Source organism: Streptomyces sp. NBC_01571, from assembly GCF_026339875.1.
Taxonomy (GTDB): domain Bacteria; phylum Actinomycetota; class Actinomycetes; order Streptomycetales; family Streptomycetaceae; genus Streptomyces.
Window position 1 is genome coordinate 1 of record NZ_JAPEPZ010000003.1, and the last position, 20,767, is coordinate 20,767.

Consider the following 20,767-nt stretch of genomic DNA (forward strand, 5'->3'; position numbering starts at 1 on the left):
CCGAAGCCGAATACTCGCTTCGCTCGTTTCGCGCGTCCCCGCGCGAAAAGCATTCCGCCTCCGGCGGCGGTTTATGAATTCACCCTCCGGGAGAAATTCATAAACCTGCGTGCCTCCGGCACGAATTGAGGGCGCATCAGGAATTCTCCGAATTCCTGGAGTGAAAAACAGAGTTGAGTGGCGGATTCCGCGATGGGAGAACTCCACGGAATCCGGAGAGGGTTGGTCCCTCCGGGCCCAACCCTGCCGGACTGCTACGGGTGTGAGGGGCCATCAGAGAGAGATGTGGTACCCGCCTGGTGCCCCACAACCCGTACCCCCCGCCACACAGCCCACGCGCCTCCGGCGCACAGTCAGGCTGGGTGAGCACCCTCCCGGTGCTCACCCACTCCAACACCAACCAAGCGTCCACACGCGCCTAACCGGCCGTCAGGCTCCCAGCGCGGCGTCCCGGGAACTATCCAGTGCGGCGTCGATGAGCTTGCGGGCGGCCGGAACGGAGATCCGATCTCAGCCACGGGTACCCAGGCCAGATTCCGCACGAGCCAGGGTGCACGAGTCGGATCATGCTCGGACAACCCAGCGCTGGTAAGCCGGGCAGGGACGAACCAAGCCGACGTCATGACGCGTCCTCAGCCTCAGCCGCCGGCTCATGAGCCGTACGGGGAGCGGCTGATCGGCCGCCGGTCTCCTTCTCCGGCTCCTATTCGGCGGCCAATGCGTCAAGGAGACCGGCGGCCCGGGCATCGCCTGATGCGGCCAGTCGCTGTGCGCAGTGGCGCCGGTCCCACGCCTGGACACGGCGGTTGGTGGCGAAGGCGGCCAGGAGGTCCGTAGCCCGCGCGTCCCCCACGTCCAGCAGTTTGACTGCAGCCTCCACCCTGAAAGTGCTGATGCGGGCTGGCCCGTCGGGATATCCGCAGGCGAGCGCGAAGAGGACGTCGGTGGCTCGTACGTCGCCGAGGTCGGCCATTATGCAGGCCGCGTCCACGCGGTAGCCGGGGAACACGCTGCCCTCGTCGGCGAGGGGCGCAGCCAGGTCGGCGGCCCGGTACCCGTCGCCCAGGTCCACCAGGAACGCGATGTCGGCGAGATACTCCTCTGCGGCAAGATCGCGGTCGAGCGGACTTTCAATCGAGCGGGGATCGGTGATCGCGTCCGCGATACTGTCGGCGGCGATCTGTAAGACCGCACCGGAGATCTGGGTCCCGAGCGCGGCCTGCTCAGCCATGAACCGGGCTCCGGGGATGGATTTGGCCATGGGGCGCAACACGCGGGCCGTGTCGAACCCTTTGCTTTCGGCGGCTTCAATGAGGAATCCCAGGAAGAAGTACTCGTCGCGGAACGCCCGGTGGCGCCCCAGCCACCAGAGCAGCGGCGAGCCGAAGGCCCTGCGGACGGCCCGGCGATAGGCTGCCCGGTCCCGGGTGTCGTGACGGACAGCCAGGTATTCCAGCAGGGTCTGGTGCAGGAAGACCAGGCGGCCGTCGCGCGGGGTCAACAACCCGCTGCGGCGTAGGCTCTGGTCGAGGAACGCCTCCCACACCTTGTGCGGCACTTGCCTCCGACGGACGGCGTCCGGATGGTCCGCCAGCAAACCGAGTACGGGGCCGGGTGAGCCCCTCCGCAGGTCTGCCGCCGCTTTCATGATCATGTCCGGCAGGCGGTCCAGGGTGTGCTCGGCCCGGTTGACGGCCTCTTCGCCGTAGCGGCACAACGCCGCCTTGGCCTGGAACCTTGCACCCGAGTTGCCTGCGGCGTGCTGTCGCTCGTACAGGAGGTCGATGAAGCGCTCGTAAAGGCCGATACGGCCGGTGGGGAGCCGACGGCCGGGATCCGCGGCGTACACCTGGCACAGCATCGTGGCCATCAGCGGGCTGCGTGCCTGCTCCGCCAGCTGGGTGCGGTCGAGTGCCGCGATGAAGGAGTCAGCGGCCCGCTCAGGAAGTGGCAGTTCGAGGGCGCCGAACCAGCCCGCGGCAAACCTGCGCAGGTCCGCGGGTGCGAACGGCTCGAGCTGCAGGGCAAGTACGTCCTGGCGGAAGGAAGCTCCCGCGATCTCCCCGCGAGGCAGGGGGCGGGTGGCGACGACAAACTGGTAGAGGGGCTGAACGGCTGGTAGTTTCTTGCGCTTCCGCTCCTTGAGGTCCTCCTGCTGATGCCTGTGGACTTTGCCGATCATCGTCAGGATCCGACGGCGTGAGCCGGCGTCGGCGATCTCGTCCAGGCCGTCGACAAGCACCTGCCAGGACAGGCCCGGGGCAGGGTGGGTACGGAAGAACTCGGGGAGCAGCGCCTCCAGCATTCCATGATCGCTGAGTTCGGCGGTGGCACTGCGGGCGATGGCCTCAGGCAGTGTCACCTGGTCGACCAGATCGGCGGCTTTGACCAGCACCGCCAGTCCTCGCTCGCGGAAACCGGAGCTCCAGTGGCCGACCGAGGTGGTCAGTCCGGTCCGCAGCAGGCTCGACTTGCCGGCGCCGGGTCCGGCCAGGATCAGGCAGGAGCTGTCCCCGCCAAGGACGGTGTCGGCGTCCATAAGCCCCGCGCCCACGCCGGTACGCCGTCGGCGAGCATCTGCGCACGGGCCCGCTGGCGCAGATACACCACGGACAACGGCGGCGGGTCCACGCCCGGCAGAACACCGGGATAGGGGTGGACGTCGGATGAGCGGATGACGGCGTCCAGATAGCGGCGCAGGTCCGGGGAGCAGAGCGGGTGCGCGGGGTGACCGGCGTGGTGGGAAGGGTCGGCTGCCGGGCGGCTGCCTGATGCCGCAAAGCCACCGTTGTCCTCGCCTTCGGGATAAGCCTCCACCGCCGGTTCACTCGGGGGTCCCGAGATCGTCGGCTCCGCCGCGCGGGCCCGGTAGTGGCGGAACGCCACCAAATCCGCGCCGGTGATGCCGAGCACGGTCGCGAGTGCGCTGACCGTCTCCGTGCTGGGCGTGCTGCGCCTGACGTTGAGTGCGTTGCTCACGGCCGCCTGGCTAATCTCTGCGGCCTTGGCGAGGGCAGTCTGGCTCAGGCCCTTGTCATCCATCGCCTTGCGCAGAGCCCGGCTGAGCAGGAGCCGCGGCGGCTCCGGCGGCACCACTGCCGCCGTCGGCCCGATCACGCCCGCTTCGGCTTCTTCCCCCGAGACCGCCCCCTCTGCCTCGTCCAACTGCCGCCCCCCTTCGGCGTTCTTCGGAGTCCTTCCGAGCCGTTCGGCGCCCGGTCCTCGGCCACTCGGCCCGGCTATTACTGAGGAGACCCGCAGATCACCAGGCTCCCGCAACGCAGGAGCCTGGTCTGGAACACGACAAGAGGAGACACCCGTGAACGAAAACCTGCTCATCGGCGCGGCACCGATGCTTCTGGTCACGCTAATCCGCCTGCTGGCGACTCGTCGCCCACATCGCCCAATCAGTGCCCTGAGGGAGGTACGGGACCTGATCACGCTCCGCATGGTTCTGCGCGACTCACAGCCCGGGGAACGCCGCCTACTCCTGGACGCCCACCGAGAATGGCGCGTTGCCGCAGCGGTCCCCGCTCCAGGCCCCGGTCACCTCCCGGACTCCAAAAGGGCTGCCGATGCGACCGGGCCCGGCCGGCCAGGGCGGACCAGTAGTCACCGGGCAGCCGGGTGCCGGACTGCCCCCAACCCCGTCGCGGGGACGCCACCCCAGACTCGGTCCGTCGCCGCGCCACCCGATCGTCTTGGCGGCTCCCCACGGACGATCTCCTGCACGCGTAACTCACCCACCACCAACCGACCACCCACCCGCGTGCCGCCCCCTCAGACCATGGACCGCCCCACCGGCGGCGCCCTCGCTTCCCGAGTCCACACCCCTCCCCCACCCCCGCAGACCACTCCACGCGAACGTCACACACACCCAGGTGACGGTTGGTAAAGTCCGTCACCCCCACACGCCAGAACGACCCCTCGGGTCACGTTGACGGCAGGCATTCTCAGGGGGCAGGCGTGACTCAGAGACCGACGGGTAAGCGGCCAGATCTCTGGCGTTCGCGCCGACGAGCGGCTGTGCATTCGTCCCGAGCGCCGGGACGGGTCGAGGACGGCCGTTTTCTGCCAACTCCGCCTGAGCGGCGCTATTATCGGTCGATCACGCAACGCCTGACACATTGGCCGCAGGAGGCGTCTTGTTGCACGAGCAGGTTCGCTCCTCGCATGTCCGGTCGGTGGGCTACAGCCAGCAGGAGCGTGTGCTTGAAGTCGTCTTTCACGACGGAGGGGTGTACCGCTACAACGACGTGCCTGCGGACGTGCACACGGCCTTGATGGCGGCTCCCAGCAAGGGCGGTTTCCTGGCCCGCTTCGTCAAGGGCCGCTACGTCTACCGCCGCGTCTCGGGTTGACGCACCCGTCTTTCCATCCAGGTCCCGTCCATCGTTGTCGAGTTGAGGCACGCGTGCAGATCTGTTCCGTTTCCGTCGAGGGCTTTCGCTGCCTTGAGGACGTCGCCGGGGTTCCGGTCCTTTCCCAGACGGTTCTGACCGGACAGAACGAGGGCGGGAAGACCGCCCTTCTGGACGCGCTGAACTTCCTGCTGCACGGAACAGCACTGAGCGAGCACGATCTCACCTACGTCGGCGACGGCGACCGCCAGGAACCGGCGGGCGACGCAGCCGCCCCGCACGCGCGCGTGCCCCAGACGGTCGTAACGGGCAGTTTCAGCCTCAGCGCCGAGGAGCAGCTGCGTCTCGAGCTGCCCGAACAGGTACGAATCCGGCGGCGTTTCCGGCCGGAGGCCGGCATGTTCCTGGAGGTCCATCGCCGTGTCTGCCAAGACCCTCAATTGCGTGACCTGGCGGCGGTGAAGCTGCCGGGGCTGAAGGAGCTCGCGGCCGCTCACGGGGTCGAGCCGGTCGGGCAGGCGAATGCCAGGACCAGCTGGGAGCAGCCGCTTACGGCGTTGGCTCAGCAGATGAAGCAGATCGACGCGTGGGTGCCGGCGGACTCCGAGGCGGCTGCGGCCCTGCCGACGATGGTGTACTTCAAGGGAGACTCCGTCCAGGCGCCCGAGGCCGTGATCCAGAGTCTGCTCAACTCCCGGCTGCGGGAATACACGCGGGCCGACGAAGTGGCCAAGCGAGTAACGGATCTTGAAGACTATCTCGCCGAGTCGCTGAAAGAGGACATCGACAGCATCCGCAGTCACATCGCGCAGCGATGCGCCCTGCCGTCGGTGGAGCTGGCTCCCCAGGTACAGGTGCGTCCGGCGCTGGTCGGCGTCGAGCTGAACGTGATGGACTCCCAGGGCCGCCGCTTCCCGCTGTCGTCTGCCGGCACCGGCCGCTCGCGTCGGATCTCACTGGCTCTGTGGGAGAGCAGCAACGAACTTTTGGGTCAGCACGACGCCACACAGACGCCCCAGTCGGATGTCCTGTTCGTCTACGACGAGCCCGACACCCACCTCGACTACTCCCATCAGCGGCGCATCATGGCGCTCCTCCAGCTGCAGTCCTCGCGGCCCAACGCGCGCGTCATCGTGGCGACGCACTCGCTCAACCTGATCGACGGCGTCGACATCTCCTCCGTGGTGCACTTGCGTACCCAGGAGGGCCGGGTTCGGGCGGAGGTACTGAGCGAGGACAGCGCAGACAAGGACGTGCGCCGGCACCTGTCGACGATCGCGACCACACTGGGCTTCCGCAACAGCGTCCTCCTGCACGAGCGGTTCTTCGTCGCCGTGGAGGGCGTATCCGAGACATCCGCGTTCCCCATCCTCTTCCGCAAGCACGCCGGCTTCCCGATCCAGTCCGCCGGGATCTGCCTGTGGGCCGGCGGCAGCAACGAAGGCGCACTGCGATTCGCCCGGTTCCTCAAAGACCACGGCCGCGACGTCGCCTTCGTCGTCGACAAAGACAGCCGCACCAACCAAAAGCACGTCTTCCGAGACGACAAGCTCAAGGAGCACGGCTTCGACCTGAAGCAGGAGTGCCTCTACCTCGGCTCCCCCGACGAGCTCGAAGACCTGTTCACCAACGACGACTGGGCTGAGACAGCCAACGCACTGTGGAAGCCGAACGCCGAACGCGGCCCCTGGCAGCCCCAGGAGATCGAAGAGCTGCGGGCAGGCAAGTTCAGCTCGCAGTTGCTGGCCCTGCTCAAGGGGGGTTCCCCTGAGGGACCGAAAAACAAGGAAGACCTCATGGTCGGCATCGCCGCACACCTCGCCCAGGACCGTATCCCCGCCGCCCTGTCCGCAGTCTTCGACGCTCTCGTCAGTCGCGCGCAGGACGCGGGGCCGCATCTTTGGTAGCCGCCCCTGCCTGACGCGCCGCGCGCCGCGCCTTCATACGCATCAGCCGCTGCTGCGGCGTCGGTGCCTCCCACGTATGCAGACCAGCCGAGGCCACCCACTGAGAACCGTGGTGACCCGGATCGTCGCCACACCAGCGGCAGCCGTCAGGAGACGGCAGGTCCCTGCGATGCACGCGTATGACCCGACCACCGCCCATGGAGCACCGCCCGTGTACGTCGGAATACCTTCGATATAGACACTTTCCCCGGAAGGCCATGCTCAAAGACTGCCACCTGCCACTGACAACCGGACGGACGCGTTCAGCTCCCTGTGCCGACTGACGCTGTCACACGCATATCGGCTCTGGTCAAGCAGGCCTCGCGACCCTGGCGGCAGCCTTCACTAATATCCGCATCATCCGGACACGCCCAGTCCCGAGCGAGAGCGGCCATACCGGACGGCAATCTGGTCGCGAAGCAGCACCGCTGTTTATGGTGTTCCATCCCGATAACATCCGTGCCTGACGCACACAGGCACCACCGGTCGCAAGGAGCGCAGGATGGCCGCTGAACTGCCCCTAAAAGACATCCGTCTCGGGGCGCTTGTCAGCCGGCGGAGTCAACTATTCCTCACCCCACCCCTTTCTGCCCCCGAAGTGTTGCCCTTCGGCGAGCTGTCCCCGCCTGTGTTCGAGCGCGTGGTCGGCGAGGTCATGTGGCTTGTCGACGGGATGAACGACATCCGTGGCTACGGCCGCTCCGGGCAGGACCAGGGCGGACTCGACCTTATCGGCAGGCGAAAAGGCCAGACGCACGTCTACCAGGTACGCAGGATCGTCTCCCTGTCGGCGTCAGCGCTCCGCACGGCCGTCACCGACTTCACCGGCCCACCCCGCACTACAACCCCCGACGAGGGGTGGTCCGAACGACGCTTCGACGCGGCGCGTTTTGTCCTGACAACGGGGTGCGTCGTCGACGACACTGCCGTGGAAGACGAGCTCGTCGCCCTGCAAGAGACCTACAGGGGCGACATAGGCATTGAGCTGTACGACGCATACTCCCTCTCCCGGTTCCTGCGGGAACGCCCGTACCTTGTCGCTGGTGTCTTCGGTCCAGAATGGGCCAAGGCATTCTGCGGGGTAGAGACGCCACCGGTTCCGACCCTGCCCCATGGCTACACACTGTTGAACGACCCGCTCGAGCACCTGGGCCTGGCGGACGCCCTCCACCGCGCGCAGCAACTCGCGGAGACCGAACCAGGGCCGGCTGCCGAGCTCTTCGGCGATCTGGCGCTTGAACTCGAACAGGCTTCATTCACCGGGCATGCCGACCAGCTGCGCACACGGCAACGCGACCTGCTGGCGTCCGCAGGACAGGCCGACGCGGCCTTCACCGTCGCGGCCACGTTGATACTCGACCGGTATGACACCGGCGATCACATGTTCGTGGATCAGCACCTGGAACGGCTGGCTTCCGACGCCGGCGGCACCGCATCCAAGATCTATGTGGCCTTGAAGGCCCTGGGGGACTGGTTCGAGTACGGATACAACCTCGCGCCGGTCACGACCGCGCTGGTGGCTGTGGTGCAGGCGGGCGATCCCCTGGCAGCCCGCCTGGTGCTGGCGGTTATCGAGCAGATCGTTGCCGATGAACACCCCGACGATCATACGGCGGGCTGGCTGATCTGGCTTCCGAGGTTGTCACCTCTCAGGCAGGGATTTTGCGGATTCGGCTGGAGTGCTGTCTGGCGGACCTGGCCATACGAGCCGGACAGAGCCCAGAAGAGGCCTATGCCGACCTTGACCGGCGCGCTCTGGGCGGCCGCATACCGGAACGCTCTGCGGTCCTGGTGCACATGCGCCGCGGCCGCGCCCTGGCCCTTGCAGACCACGGAAGCGAGGCCATCGAGGTCTACCGGCGCGCTGTGCTGGCCGCTACCCGAGAGGGCCTGGGAGGTGACGCCCGGCACGCCCTGCGGTCCATTTCCTTTCTGTCCGACCAATACAACGCCGGATTCAGGGAAGCGTCCCAGGCCATGCTCTCGGCCCGCACGGTCGGCGCCAAGGGCGCACGGCTCGTCGGCCTTTCCTTCAACCCGGCCGTCAGCGCGCTGGAAGCCCTGGTCGACGACAGACTGCCGGACGCCTTGCGGGCCTCGCACCAGTGGCTGTGGCAGGACCGGATCTCCGGTGCGCTGACCGACGAGAACCTCGCCCACCAGCGCTACGGCGAAGTCTTCAACCGCGCCGGAGAAACAATGCACGCCGTGCGTCAACTCGTCCTTGCCGGCCGCAGAAAGGACGCACGCTCCGCCGCCGCATCGCTTCTCGAGTACCTCGATGTATGCGACCTCCTGGAGGTACGTGCACGGTGGGTATGCAGCGCGGCCGCAGCAGTGATCGGCCAGCAGGCGGATCTCATTCCTGATAGGGCCGTCGCGGGCATCGCCGCCCGCCTGACGGAGATCGTCACCACAGGCGCGCAGACGGAGTCGACAGGCATCCACCCGGTCCAGGAGGCCCTCGGAGCGCTTGCAGCGCTCGATGAGCGACTGCCAGCGGCGTCAGCGCAACAGGTGCTGCCCCTGTTGGTCGAGTGGATTCCCAGAGAGCCGAACGTCTCCCGGCTCTTCGATGAGCAGATGCTGGCTTTTTTCGGTGCCTGCATCAAGGCCGAAGTGCCTGTAGCCGATCAGGCCGCCCAAGGCCTGCTGGATGCATGGAAGCTCGACATAAAAGGTGCTGAAGGTCTGCTTGCCGGCCTTCGCGCCCACCTGCCGTCGGCCGTGTCAGTGATACGCGAACGGGCGCAGCAAGGACACACCGGGGCACCGGCCCTTCTGGCCGATTGGCGGGTGGACGACCCGTCCGTCGGCGAGACCGCGCGGCAACTGGCCGACACTGTACTGGCCGAACCGGTGGGGACCGTCCGCCCCTTCTATGCCATGGGGACTTCCACGCGACAGTGCGCGGCATACCTCACAACATGCTCCGATGACCAGAGCAGCGTGGGCACAGGCGAGCCGATCAGGCTCTTGCGTGAGCGTGTCACAGCGCATCTGCTGCTGTGGGCCGAAGATCGCGCCGACATTGCCGACCGGCGCTCCGAGGCCGTTCGCGCGCTGTCCATCCTCGCTGAAACCCTGCCGGCGCCCGTACGAGACGACACGTTCGAACGGCTCATGGACCTGTACCAAGATCTCACAGAGCACCCGGCCAACGCCCTCGACCGACACACCCAACACCCCCTGAGCCGCTACAAGATCAACACTGGAGGAGACTGGCGTCTGCCCGCAGAGATCCTGCACGCCACCGCTGTCCTCGCCACCACCGCCGAACAAGCCATCCGCGTCGAACAGCTCCTGCTCCCCCACCTGACCCATCCCGAACAAAAACCAGGCCACGGCTGGCTGCAGGCACAGACCATGCTCGCACTCGACCGCCTGACCCCTGCGCCTACGTCCCTGACAGCCACCCACCCCTCACCGTCCATGCGGGAGACCGCCGTGATCTGCTGGGGCCGCGCCGATCACCGGGATCCGTCCCTGGCACGCCTCTTCGCCGAGGACCCCAACACCACCGTCCGCCACAACCTGGCCCACACCCTCGCCCAACTCCCCCCGGACGAACGCATCGAGTACCAAGCCATCACCGAGCGGCTCCGCACCGACAACAGCGCACGCGTCCGCCGAGCCACCGCACAGATCCCTTAAACACGACGCTTACCGCCACAAAGCTGCGCCCGAGGCCCCGACGACATGCACGTCATCGGCCCCGTGACTGTCACCTCAATCCATGCGTCGCGAACATGTCCGCGACGCATCGGACCAGCTCAAGAACATCCCGATCATCTTCAGGATCGGTACAACGGACGAGGCGCACCGGACGTCCGGCTCGATGGGCTAGGCGTGGGCGGACATCCACAACCAGACCGTCATCCCGGCGCACCGTCGGCTGTACCTGACGGCGACGCCGCGGATCTGGGAAGAGCGGCAGCTCAATCGGGAGGTCGCGGAGGGGGTACGGGATCCGTTGCCGAGGGAGATGGCGGCTTCCATGGACGACGAAAAGGTCTTCGGGCCTGTCCTGTACAAGCTCTCGCTCGCGTCGGCCGTGTGTTACCGCCACCGTGCTGATCGAGGTCGTACGGATCTCCGCCCTTCCCACCAGGCGGGACGTCCCGTACCCCGCCACGGCGGTTGCTCACTGGGCCGGGAGCGAGGCCGACCCCGCCCTGGCCTTGATCGAGAGCCTGCCCGGCAGTGAACAGCACCGCTGCGGCTTCTCGCCGGGCTGGAGCGTCCGGGCCTACGACGACTCTCTCGATCTGGCGCTGTTCGAGGCGGCGTTCTGCTTCACCTGCCACGAGGTCCGCATGCAGGGAACGGCGGTGCCGCCCGCTCTGGCCACCCAGTTCTTCGACCCGGGCACCCTGCCGGCCCGGACCCTGCTGTCTCTCTTTCGCAAGGAGGCTCCGTAGCCGACCGACTGGATGAGCATCACGACAGAGGCCCAGGGCGCCTCCGCGCAGCCCGCCGGCCGCGTCATACGTCCCGCTTGTCGGCCGGATCACCGCCGAGGAATCGGTCGATGACGTGTTCCCCCTCCGCCGCCAGCTCGTCGGCGACGGTGAGCTGTTCGTGCTGAAGGTCGTCGGCGACTCGCTGATCGAGGCCGCGATCCGTGGGGGCGACTGGGTCAGAATCCGCCGTCAGCCGGTCGCGGAGAACGGCGACATCGCCGCCGCCACGCTCGACGGCGAGGCCACCGTCAAGCGCTTCAAGCGTGAGGACGGCCATGTCTGGCTCCTCCCGCACAACTCGGCGTACGAGCCGATTCCCGGCGACGACGCGACCTGGTGGCGGTACTGCGGCGCGTCTAACAGCCGCGGCGGGCCGGTGGTGCGGGCCGGCTGAGCCGGGCCTGGGCTATAGCGGATCGACGGTGAGAAGGCGCTGGTCGAGGTCCAGGTGGATGATGCCGCCGTTCTGCTCGCGCAACTGGCGCCATGCGGTGTAGCCGGTGAGGATGGCGTGCTCCCAGTCGGCGGCGCGGCAGATGCTGACTTCGAGGTGGGCGGTCATGTGGCCGATGGTGGTGAGTAGTTCGTTGTCGATGTGCTTGATGTCGGCGAAGTAGCGGTGGCGGGCGGCGTAGGAGAAGACGAGCGCGGAGATGCCTTCTTCGATGGCAATGGCGCGGCCGCCGTCTTCGGCTTCGTCGGTGTGGGGGCTGCTCTTTCGTTTGCGGCCGAGGAGGAAGCGGGTGACGGGGGACCAACCGAGGACGGCGGCGTGGGCGAGATGGAAGGCGTCGTGGAAGCGGTAGTCGTCTTCGATGTGGGAGGCGCTGGTGAGGGGATCGCCAGCGGGGGCGCCGTCTTCGCGGGTGAGGACGATGACTGTACTGCCGTCGTCTCGGGTGGTGGGGGTGAAGGTGAGGGTGGTCTGGCGCGGGAGGCGTTCGTGGTCGGGGAAGTGGTCGTCGAAGCGGGTGTGTTCGGTGTCGGGCGTGGTGCGCCAGCGGTCTTTGGTCTTTTCCAGGCTGGCAGTGGCGATGTCGTCGAGGTCGAGGTCGAAGCGGTGGGCAAGGGCGGCTATGTACCACAGAACGTCGCCGAGTTCTTCGCGTAGCTGATGCTTGCCCTGCTCATGGGCGGGCCCGTCGCGCAGGTGTTTCTTGTAGGCGGTGGCGAGGGAGCCGACTTCGCCGGCGAGGCCGAGCAGGGGGATGAGGACGGGGTCCGTGTCCCCGATGGGGGGGGGTTGGAGGGTTTTGATGGCGGCCTGCTGGTAGCGCTGGAAGTCCACGCCTCACTCCTTGTCTGATCTTGGGACATGCCTGTCGGATTCCTCGACGTTGTCGTATCGTAGGACACCGACGTTGGAAATGCAGACGATTGGGTGGAATGCTGAGTACCGTCACACCGGGCATCGACGACATCGCCTCGGTCGTCATCGAGTTCCTGGCCGAACTGCAGGAGAAGCCCGCACCCGAGGTGAGAGCCGAACTCGAGGACAGCGGAGCGGAGTTGCCGGTCGACTCGCTCCTGATCGTGGAGATCCTCACGCGCATTGAGGAGCGCTACTCCATCGCCATTCCTGCCGACCGCCAGTCGGCCGAGGCCACCCGGTCCGTGCAGGCGTTCGCCCGCGCGGTACGGGAAGCCATCATCGAAAGGCAGTAATCGTGACCCCTCCATCCTCCGACGCCCGAGCCCGCGATCCCGAACTCACCCGGCTCGGCGAACGGCTGAAGAAGACCCGCGACTACCTCAACATGTCGCAACAGTTCGTCTCCGACAACACCGGCATCCCCCGTTCGGCGATCAGCGACATCGAGCGCGGCGAGCGGCGTGTGGACAGCCTGGAGCTGAAGAAGCTCGCCCGCCTGTACCGGCAGCCGGTCGCCTACTTCCTTGCCGAGGAAGAGGATGCGGACGCCGGCGAGTACGCCCTGGCTGGACTGCCGCGCGCACTGGCCCAGTTGACCGACGGCGACCAGAAGACGGTGATGGAGTTCGCCGAGTACCTCTCGCTGCGGCGGGCGGCGGAGAAGGAGCAGGATGACTCCGCGGAACAGGACAGCCAGCGGTGAACTGGGCGGTGGCGCACCGCATCGCAGGGATCGCGGCTGCCCAGGCCCACCGTGATCTGGGCATCGACCGCAGCCGTTACGTACCGGTCCACCAGGCATTGAAGAGAGCCGAAGTCGTCGGCATGGCGCAGCCGATGCCGCGCCTGTTCGGCGTCTACCTCTCCCCCGCCGACAACGGGCCGGCCGTGCTGATCAACGCCAATCTGAACATCGTCACCCAGCGGCACACTGCGGCCCACGAGCTCGGGCACCACCAGTTGCGGCACCGTACGGCGGCCGACGACGACCTCAGCCCGGCGCTGCGGTGGGGCAACGGCAGCTGGCCGGACGAGGAGAAGACCGCGGAGGCGTTCGCCGCATGGTTCCTCATGCCGCGCCCGGCCGTGTTGGCCGGTCTCGACCGAATCTGCCGGGGACAGCCGACCAGCCCAGAGCATGTGTACCGGCTGGCAAGGGAGCTGGGCACCTCCTACGCGGGCACCGTGCGGCATCTGCAGAACCTTCGTCTGCTGGATGCCGACCGTGCTCGCCAGTGGACGAAGATCTCCCTGGCCGCACTGCGCAATTCCCTGGCGGGCGGGGCGGCCCTGTCTGCGGAAGCCCAGGTCCATGTCGTCACCACGTCATCCCATCGGCAGCAGATACACGTCGACGTCGGTGACGTGCTGACCGTCCGCAGCACCCGAGCTGCGTTCGTCTCGCTGCCCAAGGGCCTGGCCCTCTGCACGGATGTAGAGCAGGCGGCCGTGGTGACCGACGAGCTGGGCGATCCGGTCGTGCTGGAGGTGTCGGCGGCCGACAGGGACGAGCCGGTCCGGCTGACGGTGGTGCGGGACGCGCCCCGCGCCGGTGTGCACGACGTCTGGCCGGACTGACCACTGCCGCACCGGACTCCTTTACCCCGTCGACCGTGCCAGGAGGATTCATGATCAGCTTCGATGTCACCGGCCGTGACGTCACCCGCGCCTGGATCGCCGCCTGCAATGCCCTGGACCGCAAGGACAACCCGTCGCGCACCGGCCTACACACCGTCGTACGCATCACCGACCCCACCACTGACGACACGGGCTTCCGCACAGAACTGGACCGGCTGCGCACCGCCAAACGGCACGAGCCGATCGATACCGTCGCCGGCACCCTCTTTCCAGCCGGCCTCGCGGCCCGAGCCGCCGATCACGCCGACCTCGTGTCCCGCTACCGCGCCATGTACCCGCAGCTGAAGAAGTTCCCGGGCAATGTGCACGGCACCTACTTCGGCCGCCTGGTCGCCTACCCCGGCGCGAAGAAGACCGACATCGACCAGGTCGGCAACATCATCAGCCGGCTGCGCAAGCAGGCCTCGGGCAAGGGGCCGATGACCGCGGCCTACGAAGCGGACCTCGCCCACCCCGACGACGGCGACGTGCCGGCCGAGCTGCTCGTGCACGCAGCGGACCGCGACAACCTCTACCGCGGCTTCCCCTGCCTGAGCCACGTCTCTTTCCAGCTGGACCGTGACGGCCGAGTGCACGCCGCGGCGCTGTACCGCAGCCACTACATGTTCGAACGGGCCTACGGCAACTACCTGGGCCTGGGCAGACTGCTCGCCTACATCGCCGACCAGGCCGACCTGGCCGTCGGGACGCTGACCGTCGTGGCCGGGCACGCCCACCTGGACGGGCCGATCACCGCCATACGCCCGCTGCTGAGCGACACCCCGCCCCTGGCCGCATAACACCCGCCTCAGCAAGGCGCGTTGATCCCCCACTTGGGCGGGAACCAGGCCGGCACCGGTGCCGTCGAGGAGCGGTAGGTCTGCTTGATGCGGCTGCGGCCGCTGATCCCTGCGATCTCCGGGTGGGCGACGCGCGCGTACTTGTCGACCTCGCAGAACAGGTTCTGACAGTCGATCAACTGCAGCGAGCGCCCACGCAACCCTGCAAACTCCAGACCCAGGCGGGCGAAGTGCTCGTCCTGGGTGTCGGCCATGTACCGGATAACATCGGCCTCGATGCCGTCGGCCGCCACACCGAAGCACTTGCGGATCCCGTCTCTCGCGCCGGGCCCGGCCACGACGAAGTCCATCTCCGAAAACGGCATCGCGGCCGCGTAGTTGAGGTCGATCACGAACTGGTACGCCAGGAACGGACCGATGGCCGGATAGCCCAGCAGGACTTCGTAGGCATCCCGCAGCGTTGACGCCGCCAGGACCTTCTCCGAGGCGCCGGACGTCATCATCATCTCAAGCAGCCGCAGATGATTGCGGTGCTTGCGCTGCTCCCCCAGCTGTGGCGGCGGCACGATGTAGGCGGCCGAGTACAGCCGCTCCCCCGCCGCGAATGCCCGCGACAGCACTCGGTCAAAGACCCGGTGGTCATATCCGTCCCACCGCACCTCGCCCAGCTCCCCGGTCAGCAGCCGCCACGTGGACTCCTTGTTGAAGACCTTGAACAGCAGGGTGCGGAAGAAGACCTCCTCCCACTCCGCCTCGCCGTCGTAGATGACGTCGCCGATCAGGACCTGGCTGACCCGGTCCGCGGCCCGGTAGCAGTTGGTGAACCGGTACCGCGACAGGATCGGATCATTCGTCCAAGGCCCCTGCCCACCGGACAGCCGCGCCTCGTACACCGCCTGACGTGCCGCAGCAAAACGCCAGTACGTGTCGAAAACGGGAGTCGGGTGCAGTATCCGCCCCGCAATGCGGATCCCGGCCGCAGCAGCAGCCCCCGAGCCCTCCGACTTCCGGCGTCCTTGCAGCAGCGTCACCATGCACTCAATATATATTCGATACAGGGTAGTTGGCACGGACAAGGGGGAACCGTGGACCTGCTGTGGCAGCAGACCCGCCGCAACACACTCGTCACCTGGCCCAACGACGTCGACCAGCGCCTCGACATACTCGTGCGGGCCGCAGTCGCCGCCGGCGAACAGGCTTCCCGCTCCCAGATCCTGGCCGCACTCGTCGCCACCGCCGAAGCGAGTCCCGACGCCGTAGCCGTTCTCCTCCACGCCTACCGGCGGCTGCCCGGTGATGCCCTGGCCGCGGACAACGAACGCCCCGACCTGCCCACCATCCGTACCCCCGGCCCCACGCGCACACAGTGACTCAGCGGGGGCTTTCCGCAGCTGAAGTTGGGCAGTGACCTCTAGCCTTGTGCGGCCCGCCCTCGGAACCCGGCCGGCCCGCCGGACGCGAACCCACCCAGGCAGGGGCCGCGGGCTGGCTGTGAGACGCGTGTGGGGCTGGCACCGAGCCGGAGCAGGGAACGGCATCGGGGGTGTGGTGTGGCAGCGGGGGTGTTGCGGACCGTGCCGCTGGCCGGGGAGCTGACCGCATCGTTGATCAGCCGTGTGGCGGCCCGCTACGGTCTCCCGACCGCCGGTGTGCTGCGGCTGTGGACGTGCCGCAACTCCCCCGCCCGGCACGACGGCGGCGGTGCGCGGGCGGACGCGGAGGTCGTCCTCAACGAGGCCGGGCGGCGGGTGCTCGCCGAGTTGTGCAGGGTGGAGCCCGAGGTACTGGCGCGCGCTTTGCCTGCCTTCACCATGGACGACCCCAAGATCAGCAACAGCCGGGACGCCGCCCTGGCGCAGGCACGGTGGCGGACGGCGGGCACGGTAGCGGGTCCGGCCGCGTTCGGCTGCCGGCTGTGTACCGCGCGGGGCACCGGACAGGCACTGCGAGCGGTGCGCTACCTGCCGCGCTGGCATCGGGTCTGCCTGCGGCACGGGCGCTGACTGCTGGACGCTGACGCCGACCAGTCGCTGGAACACCTCGATGTGCGCGGCGCGGCTGAGGTGGTGGCCGCGCAGCGGCGGTGGCCGGGCGTGGCGCGGCGTGCGTTGCGGGCCGGGGTGGAGCCGGAGCAGGCGTTCACGCTGGCGCATGCGGTGGTGGCCCGCTGGTGGGAGCAGGCCCTGTCCTGGGAGCAGGAGGAGATCTGGCCGCGCCGTCTGCATCAGCTGGCGGGCGGCAACGCGGGGTCACGGCTTGCGTGGTGGCGGATCGTGGGCCGGGACGCGGCGATCTTCCCGGAGGTGGTGGCCGTGGCGCAGGCGCTGCTGGAGCCGGCAATGGCCGAGGTGGCCTGGCAGGCAAGCGGCGGGATGCGGCCTCGGGTGCGGGGCGCCGGCAATGCGTTCTGTTACCGGCTGGGTGAGCGGGTGAGCCGCACCTGGCTGGGACCCGAACTTGCGGCCGACCACGGCAGCCCGCTGAACGGCTGGAAGGGCGCGATCGTGCGCGCCCGCCGCCACGAGACGGGACCGCCGGGCTGGCCGGAGGATCCGTGGCACCTGAAGCGGGAACAGCAGCCCGCCACGATGGCCGGCCAGTTGCGCGTCATGGCGGCAGAAGCCCAATCGGGCGGCTCGGGAACCCGGTGGCGGGCCACCGTTCCTACCGAACAACGGTTCCCCATCACGCAGTTGGTCGACGAGGCGCGCGAACAGCTGGTGGAGTCGCGCGGTGTGCACAGCGACACCACCGCCGAGGTGGCCCGCACCCTGCTCGAGCACCTCAGCCACAGTGCCGGTCTGATCGACCAGGCCCTCGTGCATTCCGCCGCCGCAGCCGTCGCCTCCGGGGTGGCGCTGGAGGAGGTGGCTCAGTGGTCCCGTCTGGCCGCCGAGGAGCTGGCCGCGGTGTTCGCCCATACGCAGACCCGCGTGTACGAAACCTTTCCGCACTTGATCGCGCACAGCTACGATGGCGTTCTTTGCGGTAAGGGGGCCGGGTGAAGTTCGAGCAGCGGATGTATGCCCGTCTCAAGTTCCTCGACCTGATGGCCGACCTCTACGAATCTGCGTTCGAGGATTTCTTCCACCGAGTCATGGTCACGCGCTACCCGAATTTCCTGGATGTCCGGACCCACGGCAATCTCGGTGATCAAGGTGCGGACGGGCTCACCCTGCACAGTCGCAAGCTCTACGCCTGCTACGCCCCGCAGACGGGGGGCGCCTCCGCCGTCAAGACGAAGTTCATCAAAGACCTGGCCAGCGCCGTGCGACAGCGCGATGGACAGTTCGACACCTTCGTCTTCGTCCATAACGACCGGCGAGGGATCCACCCCCAGGTCGCGACCATGCTCTCTACCGCAGACTCTGACCACCCGGCCCTGGATTTCGAGCAGATGGGCACCCGCCACATATGGCAGGAGTGCATGGGTCTCGACCTAGCCTTCGCCGAAGACGTCCTGGGCTGCGAGATCCCGGTCAAACCCACCGTGTATGGAATGGGCATGGACGACCTGGCACCGCTGCTACAGCACCTCAAGGAACTGCGGGCCGAGGCCGATCCGCTCATGGAACTGCCCCAGGTACGCGAGGAGAAGCTCGACTTCAACCAACTCCGGGGCGAGTCGCGTGACGCGCTGCTGCGCGGCATGCGGCACACCCCCCTGGTAGAGGCTTTCTACGCTGGAGGTATCCGGACTCTGGAACACGACGAGGTCGCACGCGGATTCCGTATTTTCTACGAACAGGTGCGCCAGGAGTATCGGGACCCCGACGACGTGCTGTGGCAGCTGGAAATGTACGTCCTGGGTAATGAACGCCAGCGGCCCCAGGTACACCGGGCGGCATGGGTTGTCCTGGCGCACTTCTTCTTCCGCTGCGACATCTTCGAGGCACCTCCCAGCGACTGGAGCCCGGCAGGACTGGTGAGCGCGCAGCCGTGATCACACCCACCAAAGGGATCGCACCGGACCGCTGCCTGCTCGCTGTAGGCGCCCAGGCCCTCCTTCAGCTGGACGAGCCGCGGACTGTGAGCCAGACCTGGGCGCGGCTGAAGGCCTGGCGTCGGGAGCACCACCACTACTCCCCGGTATCGTTCGGCTGGTTCGTCCTGTCCCTGGACGTCCTGTACGGGATCGGTGCGGTCGAACTGCACGACGACCTCCTTGTCGTTAGGAATGCAGATGCTGCGTCGCTTGAGTGCTGACGATTCCCGGTTCAAGGAGATTGCCTTCCAAGGCGGCCTGAACCTGCTGCTCGCCGACAAGACCGAAGCCTCCACGTCCACCGACAGCCGCAACAGCGCCGGCAAGTCCAGCCTGGTCGAGCTCGTCCACTTCCTGCTCGGCGCGAGTGGCAGCACCCGCAACCCGTTCACCAAGCGGGCACTGCGATCAATTACCTTCGGCTTGGACCTGGACTGGCCTGACGTGACCGAAACGCTGAAGGTACGCCGCAGCGGCGCACGGCCAGCGTTCGTCACCCTCCAACCCGACGTGACCGCACCCGACCCGGACTCCCTGTTCGCCCTCGAGACGCAAGGCCAGGTCGAGGTCGCCATCGAGCAGTGGAACCATCTGATCGAGCAGAAACTGTTCGGACTGCGCGACGACCACCCCGGCGTCAGCGGCCGGACCCTGCTCTCCTATCTCGCGCGCCGGGTCTCGGCCCACGGCTTCAACGAAGCCGGACGCACCTTCTCCCGCCAGCCCGCCGCCGACGCCACCACCAACCTGGCCTACCTACTCGGCCTGGACTGGCAGCTGGCCGACGGATACCGGCAGCTCGCCGCCCGCGACGCTACCCGCAAACAGCTCCGCAAAGCCGTGAACGACCCTGTTTGGGGACAGATCGTCGGCTCCACCGCCGACCTACGTGGCCAGATCGCGCTGGCCGAGGCCCAGGTCGAACGCCTGCAAGGCCAGGTCGCCGCCTTCCAGGTCGTACCCGAGTACGAGCACCTCAAGGACCAGGCCGACGAGCTCAGTCGCCGCATCAAACAGCTTTCCCAGGACGATGTCATCGAGCAGTACAACCTCGACGAACTGCAACAGGCAGTCATTGAGACAGTCGACGTCGACACCCAGTATCTGCAGCCCGCCTACCGTGAACTCGGCATCGTTCTCAGCGACCAGGTCCGCCGCAGGTTCCAGGAGGTCGAGGCCTTCCACCATTCCATCGTGCGCAACCGGCGCCGCTTCCTGAACGAAGAGATCAGCGAGCTCACCGCACGGCTCGCCGAGCGCCGCACCGAGCGCGCCCGCTTGGGTGAGGAGCAGGCGCAACTGCTGCGCCAGCTCGACGAAGGCGGCGCTCTGGAAGCACTCACCTCCCTCCAGCAGGCCCTCGCCCGCGAGCAAGCGGCACTGGGAGCCTTGCGCCACCGCTACGACGCGGCCCAGACCTTGGAGTCCAGCTCCCGCCAGATCACCGCCAAACGCATCCAGCTCCAGCAGGCCGTCGAGACCGACCTCGACGAACGCGAACAGCAGACAAGCGAAGCCACCCTGCTGTTCTCTCGTTTCGCCCAGGCCCTCTACGGGCCCCGCGAGGCCTTCTTGGCCATCCAGGCCGGACGCGAGAGCCTGACGATCACCCCACGCATCGACAGCGACAACAGCCGTGGCATCGGCAACATGGTCATCTTCTGCTTCGACCTCACCCTTGCTGTCCTCGCCCACCGACACGGACGCGGCCCGGACTTCCTCATCCACGACAGCCACTTGTACGACGGTGTCGACGACCGACAACTCAAGGCCGCACTGCAACTCGCCGCAGACGTCACCCGTGAAGAGAACATGCAGTACATCGCAACCCTCAACACCGACGACCTCGCCAAAGCCACCCGCCTGGGCTTCGACGCCGAGCCCTACGCCCTCCAAACCATCCTGACCGACGCCCCAACCGGCGGACTCTTCGGCTTTCGCTACTGATCTCTCCCACACAGCGCCGCAGCAGGCGCGCACAGCACAACGTCGCGCCCCCCTCGCCATCGGCGTCAGACCCATACCTGGTGTTCGTCGGTGAAGTACGGCCACACCTCCCAACTGGGGAGGGCCTGCGTGGCTATGAACGGATTCTCTGGCCCCAGTGGAACGGGTTCTCTGGCCCCAAGGGCTTGATCGCAGATTGAGTGTTCATCAGAAATGGCCCCGGGGACGGCCTTGTGGTGGCAGCATTGATGTGCTTCCGATAGTCAGGGGGCCCGG

General features: G+C 67.4%; 19 protein-coding genes and 2 pseudogenes. 17 read left to right on the top strand and 4 right to left on the bottom strand.

Features of this window, described 5'->3' with window-relative positions; translation table 11 throughout:
• Positions 1–703 precede the first annotated feature (703 nt).
• Positions 704–2,539, bottom strand: a complete 1,836-nt coding sequence (locus OHB41_RS47980) for an NACHT domain-containing protein (protein ID WP_266708449.1) — start codon at positions 2,537–2,539, stop codon at positions 704–706.
• Positions 2,497–3,165: a helix-turn-helix domain-containing protein gene (locus OHB41_RS47985; protein ID WP_266708451.1), complete on the bottom strand. Its 669-nt coding sequence runs from the start codon at positions 3,163–3,165 to the stop codon at positions 2,497–2,499. The genes OHB41_RS47980 and OHB41_RS47985 overlap by 43 nt, the downstream gene beginning before the upstream one ends.
• 983 nt (positions 3,166–4,148) lie before the next feature.
• Between OHB41_RS47985 and OHB41_RS47990 the strand changes: the two genes are divergently transcribed.
• The 7 genes and pseudogenes from OHB41_RS47990 to OHB41_RS48020 all read left to right on the top strand — a co-directional run.
• Positions 4,149–4,361, top strand: a complete 213-nt coding sequence (locus tag OHB41_RS47990; RefSeq protein WP_266708453.1) for a KTSC domain-containing protein — start codon at positions 4,149–4,151, stop codon at positions 4,359–4,361.
• 53 nt (positions 4,362–4,414) lie between these two features.
• Positions 4,415–6,268, top strand: a complete 1,854-nt coding sequence (locus OHB41_RS47995; RefSeq protein WP_266708455.1) for an AAA family ATPase — start codon at positions 4,415–4,417, stop codon at positions 6,266–6,268.
• Positions 6,269–6,809: 541 nt separating this feature from the next.
• Positions 6,810–8,447 carry a hypothetical protein gene (locus tag OHB41_RS48000; RefSeq protein ID WP_266708457.1) on the top strand — a complete coding sequence of 546 codons (1,638 nt, stop codon included), beginning with the start codon at positions 6,810–6,812 and terminating at the stop codon, positions 8,445–8,447.
• Positions 8,448–9,673: 1,226 nt separating this feature from the next.
• Positions 9,674–9,961 carry a HEAT repeat domain-containing protein gene (locus tag OHB41_RS48005; RefSeq protein WP_266708836.1) on the top strand — a complete coding sequence of 96 codons (288 nt, stop codon included), beginning with the start codon at positions 9,674–9,676 and terminating at the stop codon, positions 9,959–9,961.
• A 145-nt stretch (positions 9,962–10,106) separates the two neighbouring features.
• A pseudogene (locus OHB41_RS48010) lies at positions 10,107–10,364 on the top strand (helicase); the annotation flags it as partial.
• 13 nt (positions 10,365–10,377) lie between these two features.
• Positions 10,378–10,728, top strand: coding sequence for a hypothetical protein (locus OHB41_RS48015; protein WP_266708459.1), 351 nt, complete (start codon positions 10,378–10,380; stop codon positions 10,726–10,728).
• A gap of 55 nt (positions 10,729–10,783) precedes the next feature.
• Positions 10,784–11,164: pseudogene (locus OHB41_RS48020) on the top strand (LexA family protein); the annotation flags it as partial.
• Positions 11,165–11,176: 12 nt separating this feature from the next.
• Here the strand turns inward: OHB41_RS48020 and OHB41_RS48025 are convergent.
• Complete coding sequence (locus tag OHB41_RS48025) at positions 11,177–12,058, bottom strand: nucleoside triphosphate pyrophosphohydrolase family protein (protein ID WP_266708461.1); 882 nt, start codon at positions 12,056–12,058, stop codon at positions 11,177–11,179.
• Between the two features lie 98 nt (positions 12,059–12,156).
• On the opposite strand from OHB41_RS48025, the gene OHB41_RS48030 reads away from it, so the two are divergent.
• The 4 genes from OHB41_RS48030 to OHB41_RS48045 are packed head-to-tail and all read left to right on the top strand — an operon-like array spanning position 12,157 to position 14,559.
• Entirely contained in the window at positions 12,157–12,435 is a 279-nt protein-coding gene (locus tag OHB41_RS48030) for an acyl carrier protein (protein WP_266708463.1), read from the top strand.
• 2 nt (positions 12,436–12,437) lie between these two features.
• Positions 12,438–12,845, top strand: coding sequence for a helix-turn-helix domain-containing protein (locus OHB41_RS48035; protein WP_266708465.1), 408 nt, complete (start codon positions 12,438–12,440; stop codon positions 12,843–12,845).
• A complete protein-coding gene (locus OHB41_RS48040) occupies positions 12,842–13,720 on the top strand; it encodes an ImmA/IrrE family metallo-endopeptidase (RefSeq protein WP_266708467.1) in 879 nt (292 codons plus the stop codon). The genes OHB41_RS48035 and OHB41_RS48040 overlap by 4 nt, the downstream gene beginning before the upstream one ends.
• A 50-nt stretch (positions 13,721–13,770) precedes the next feature.
• The gene (locus OHB41_RS48045; RefSeq protein ID WP_266708469.1) at positions 13,771–14,559 is read left to right on the top strand and encodes a thymidylate synthase family protein; all 789 of its coding nucleotides are present in this window, start codon (positions 13,771–13,773) and stop codon (positions 14,557–14,559) included.
• Positions 14,560–14,567: 8 nt separating this feature from the next.
• Here the strand turns inward: OHB41_RS48045 and OHB41_RS48050 are convergent, their stop codons facing one another.
• Positions 14,568–15,629: a nucleotide kinase domain-containing protein gene (locus tag OHB41_RS48050; protein WP_266708838.1), complete on the bottom strand. Its 1,062-nt coding sequence runs from the start codon at positions 15,627–15,629 to the stop codon at positions 14,568–14,570.
• Between the two features lie 15 nt (positions 15,630–15,644).
• On the opposite strand from OHB41_RS48050, the gene OHB41_RS48055 reads away from it, so the two are divergent.
• The 6 genes from OHB41_RS48055 (at position 15,645) to OHB41_RS48080 (ending at position 20,491) form a co-directional block, all read left to right on the top strand.
• Positions 15,645–15,929: a hypothetical protein gene (locus OHB41_RS48055; protein ID WP_266708471.1), complete on the top strand. Its 285-nt coding sequence runs from the start codon at positions 15,645–15,647 to the stop codon at positions 15,927–15,929.
• A gap of 180 nt (positions 15,930–16,109) precedes the next feature.
• Positions 16,110–16,562: a TniQ family protein gene (locus OHB41_RS48060; RefSeq protein ID WP_266708473.1), complete on the top strand. Its 453-nt coding sequence runs from the start codon at positions 16,110–16,112 to the stop codon at positions 16,560–16,562.
• Between the two features lie 42 nt (positions 16,563–16,604).
• Complete coding sequence (locus OHB41_RS48065; protein WP_266708475.1) at positions 16,605–17,564, top strand: DNA-binding protein; 960 nt, start codon at positions 16,605–16,607, stop codon at positions 17,562–17,564.
• Complete coding sequence (locus OHB41_RS48070) at positions 17,561–18,502, top strand: ABC-three component system protein (protein WP_266708477.1); 942 nt, start codon at positions 17,561–17,563, stop codon at positions 18,500–18,502. The genes OHB41_RS48065 and OHB41_RS48070 overlap by 4 nt, the downstream gene beginning before the upstream one ends.
• A complete protein-coding gene (locus tag OHB41_RS48075) occupies positions 18,499–18,765 on the top strand; it encodes an ABC-three component system middle component 6 (protein ID WP_266708479.1) in 267 nt (88 codons plus the stop codon). Before OHB41_RS48070 ends, OHB41_RS48075 begins: the two co-directional genes overlap by 4 nt.
• A complete protein-coding gene (locus OHB41_RS48080; protein ID WP_266708481.1) occupies positions 18,755–20,491 on the top strand; it encodes an ABC-three component system protein in 1,737 nt (578 codons plus the stop codon). Before OHB41_RS48075 ends, OHB41_RS48080 begins: the two co-directional genes overlap by 11 nt.
• Positions 20,492–20,767 lie beyond the last annotated feature (276 nt).

Coding starts and splice junctions, on each gene's coding strand:
- OHB41_RS47980 (WP_266708449.1), bottom strand. CDS start 2,539: ATGGACGCCGACACCGTCCTTGGCGGGGACAGCTCCTGCCTGATCCTG.
- OHB41_RS48000 (WP_266708457.1), top strand. CDS start 6,810: ATGGCCGCTGAACTGCCCCTAAAAGACATCCGTCTCGGGGCGCTTGTC.
- OHB41_RS48005 (WP_266708836.1), top strand. CDS start 9,674: ATGCTCGCACTCGACCGCCTGACCCCTGCGCCTACGTCCCTGACAGCC.
- OHB41_RS48030 (WP_266708463.1), top strand. CDS start 12,157: ATGCTGAGTACCGTCACACCGGGCATCGACGACATCGCCTCGGTCGTC.
- OHB41_RS48045 (WP_266708469.1), top strand. CDS start 13,771: ATGATCAGCTTCGATGTCACCGGCCGTGACGTCACCCGCGCCTGGATC.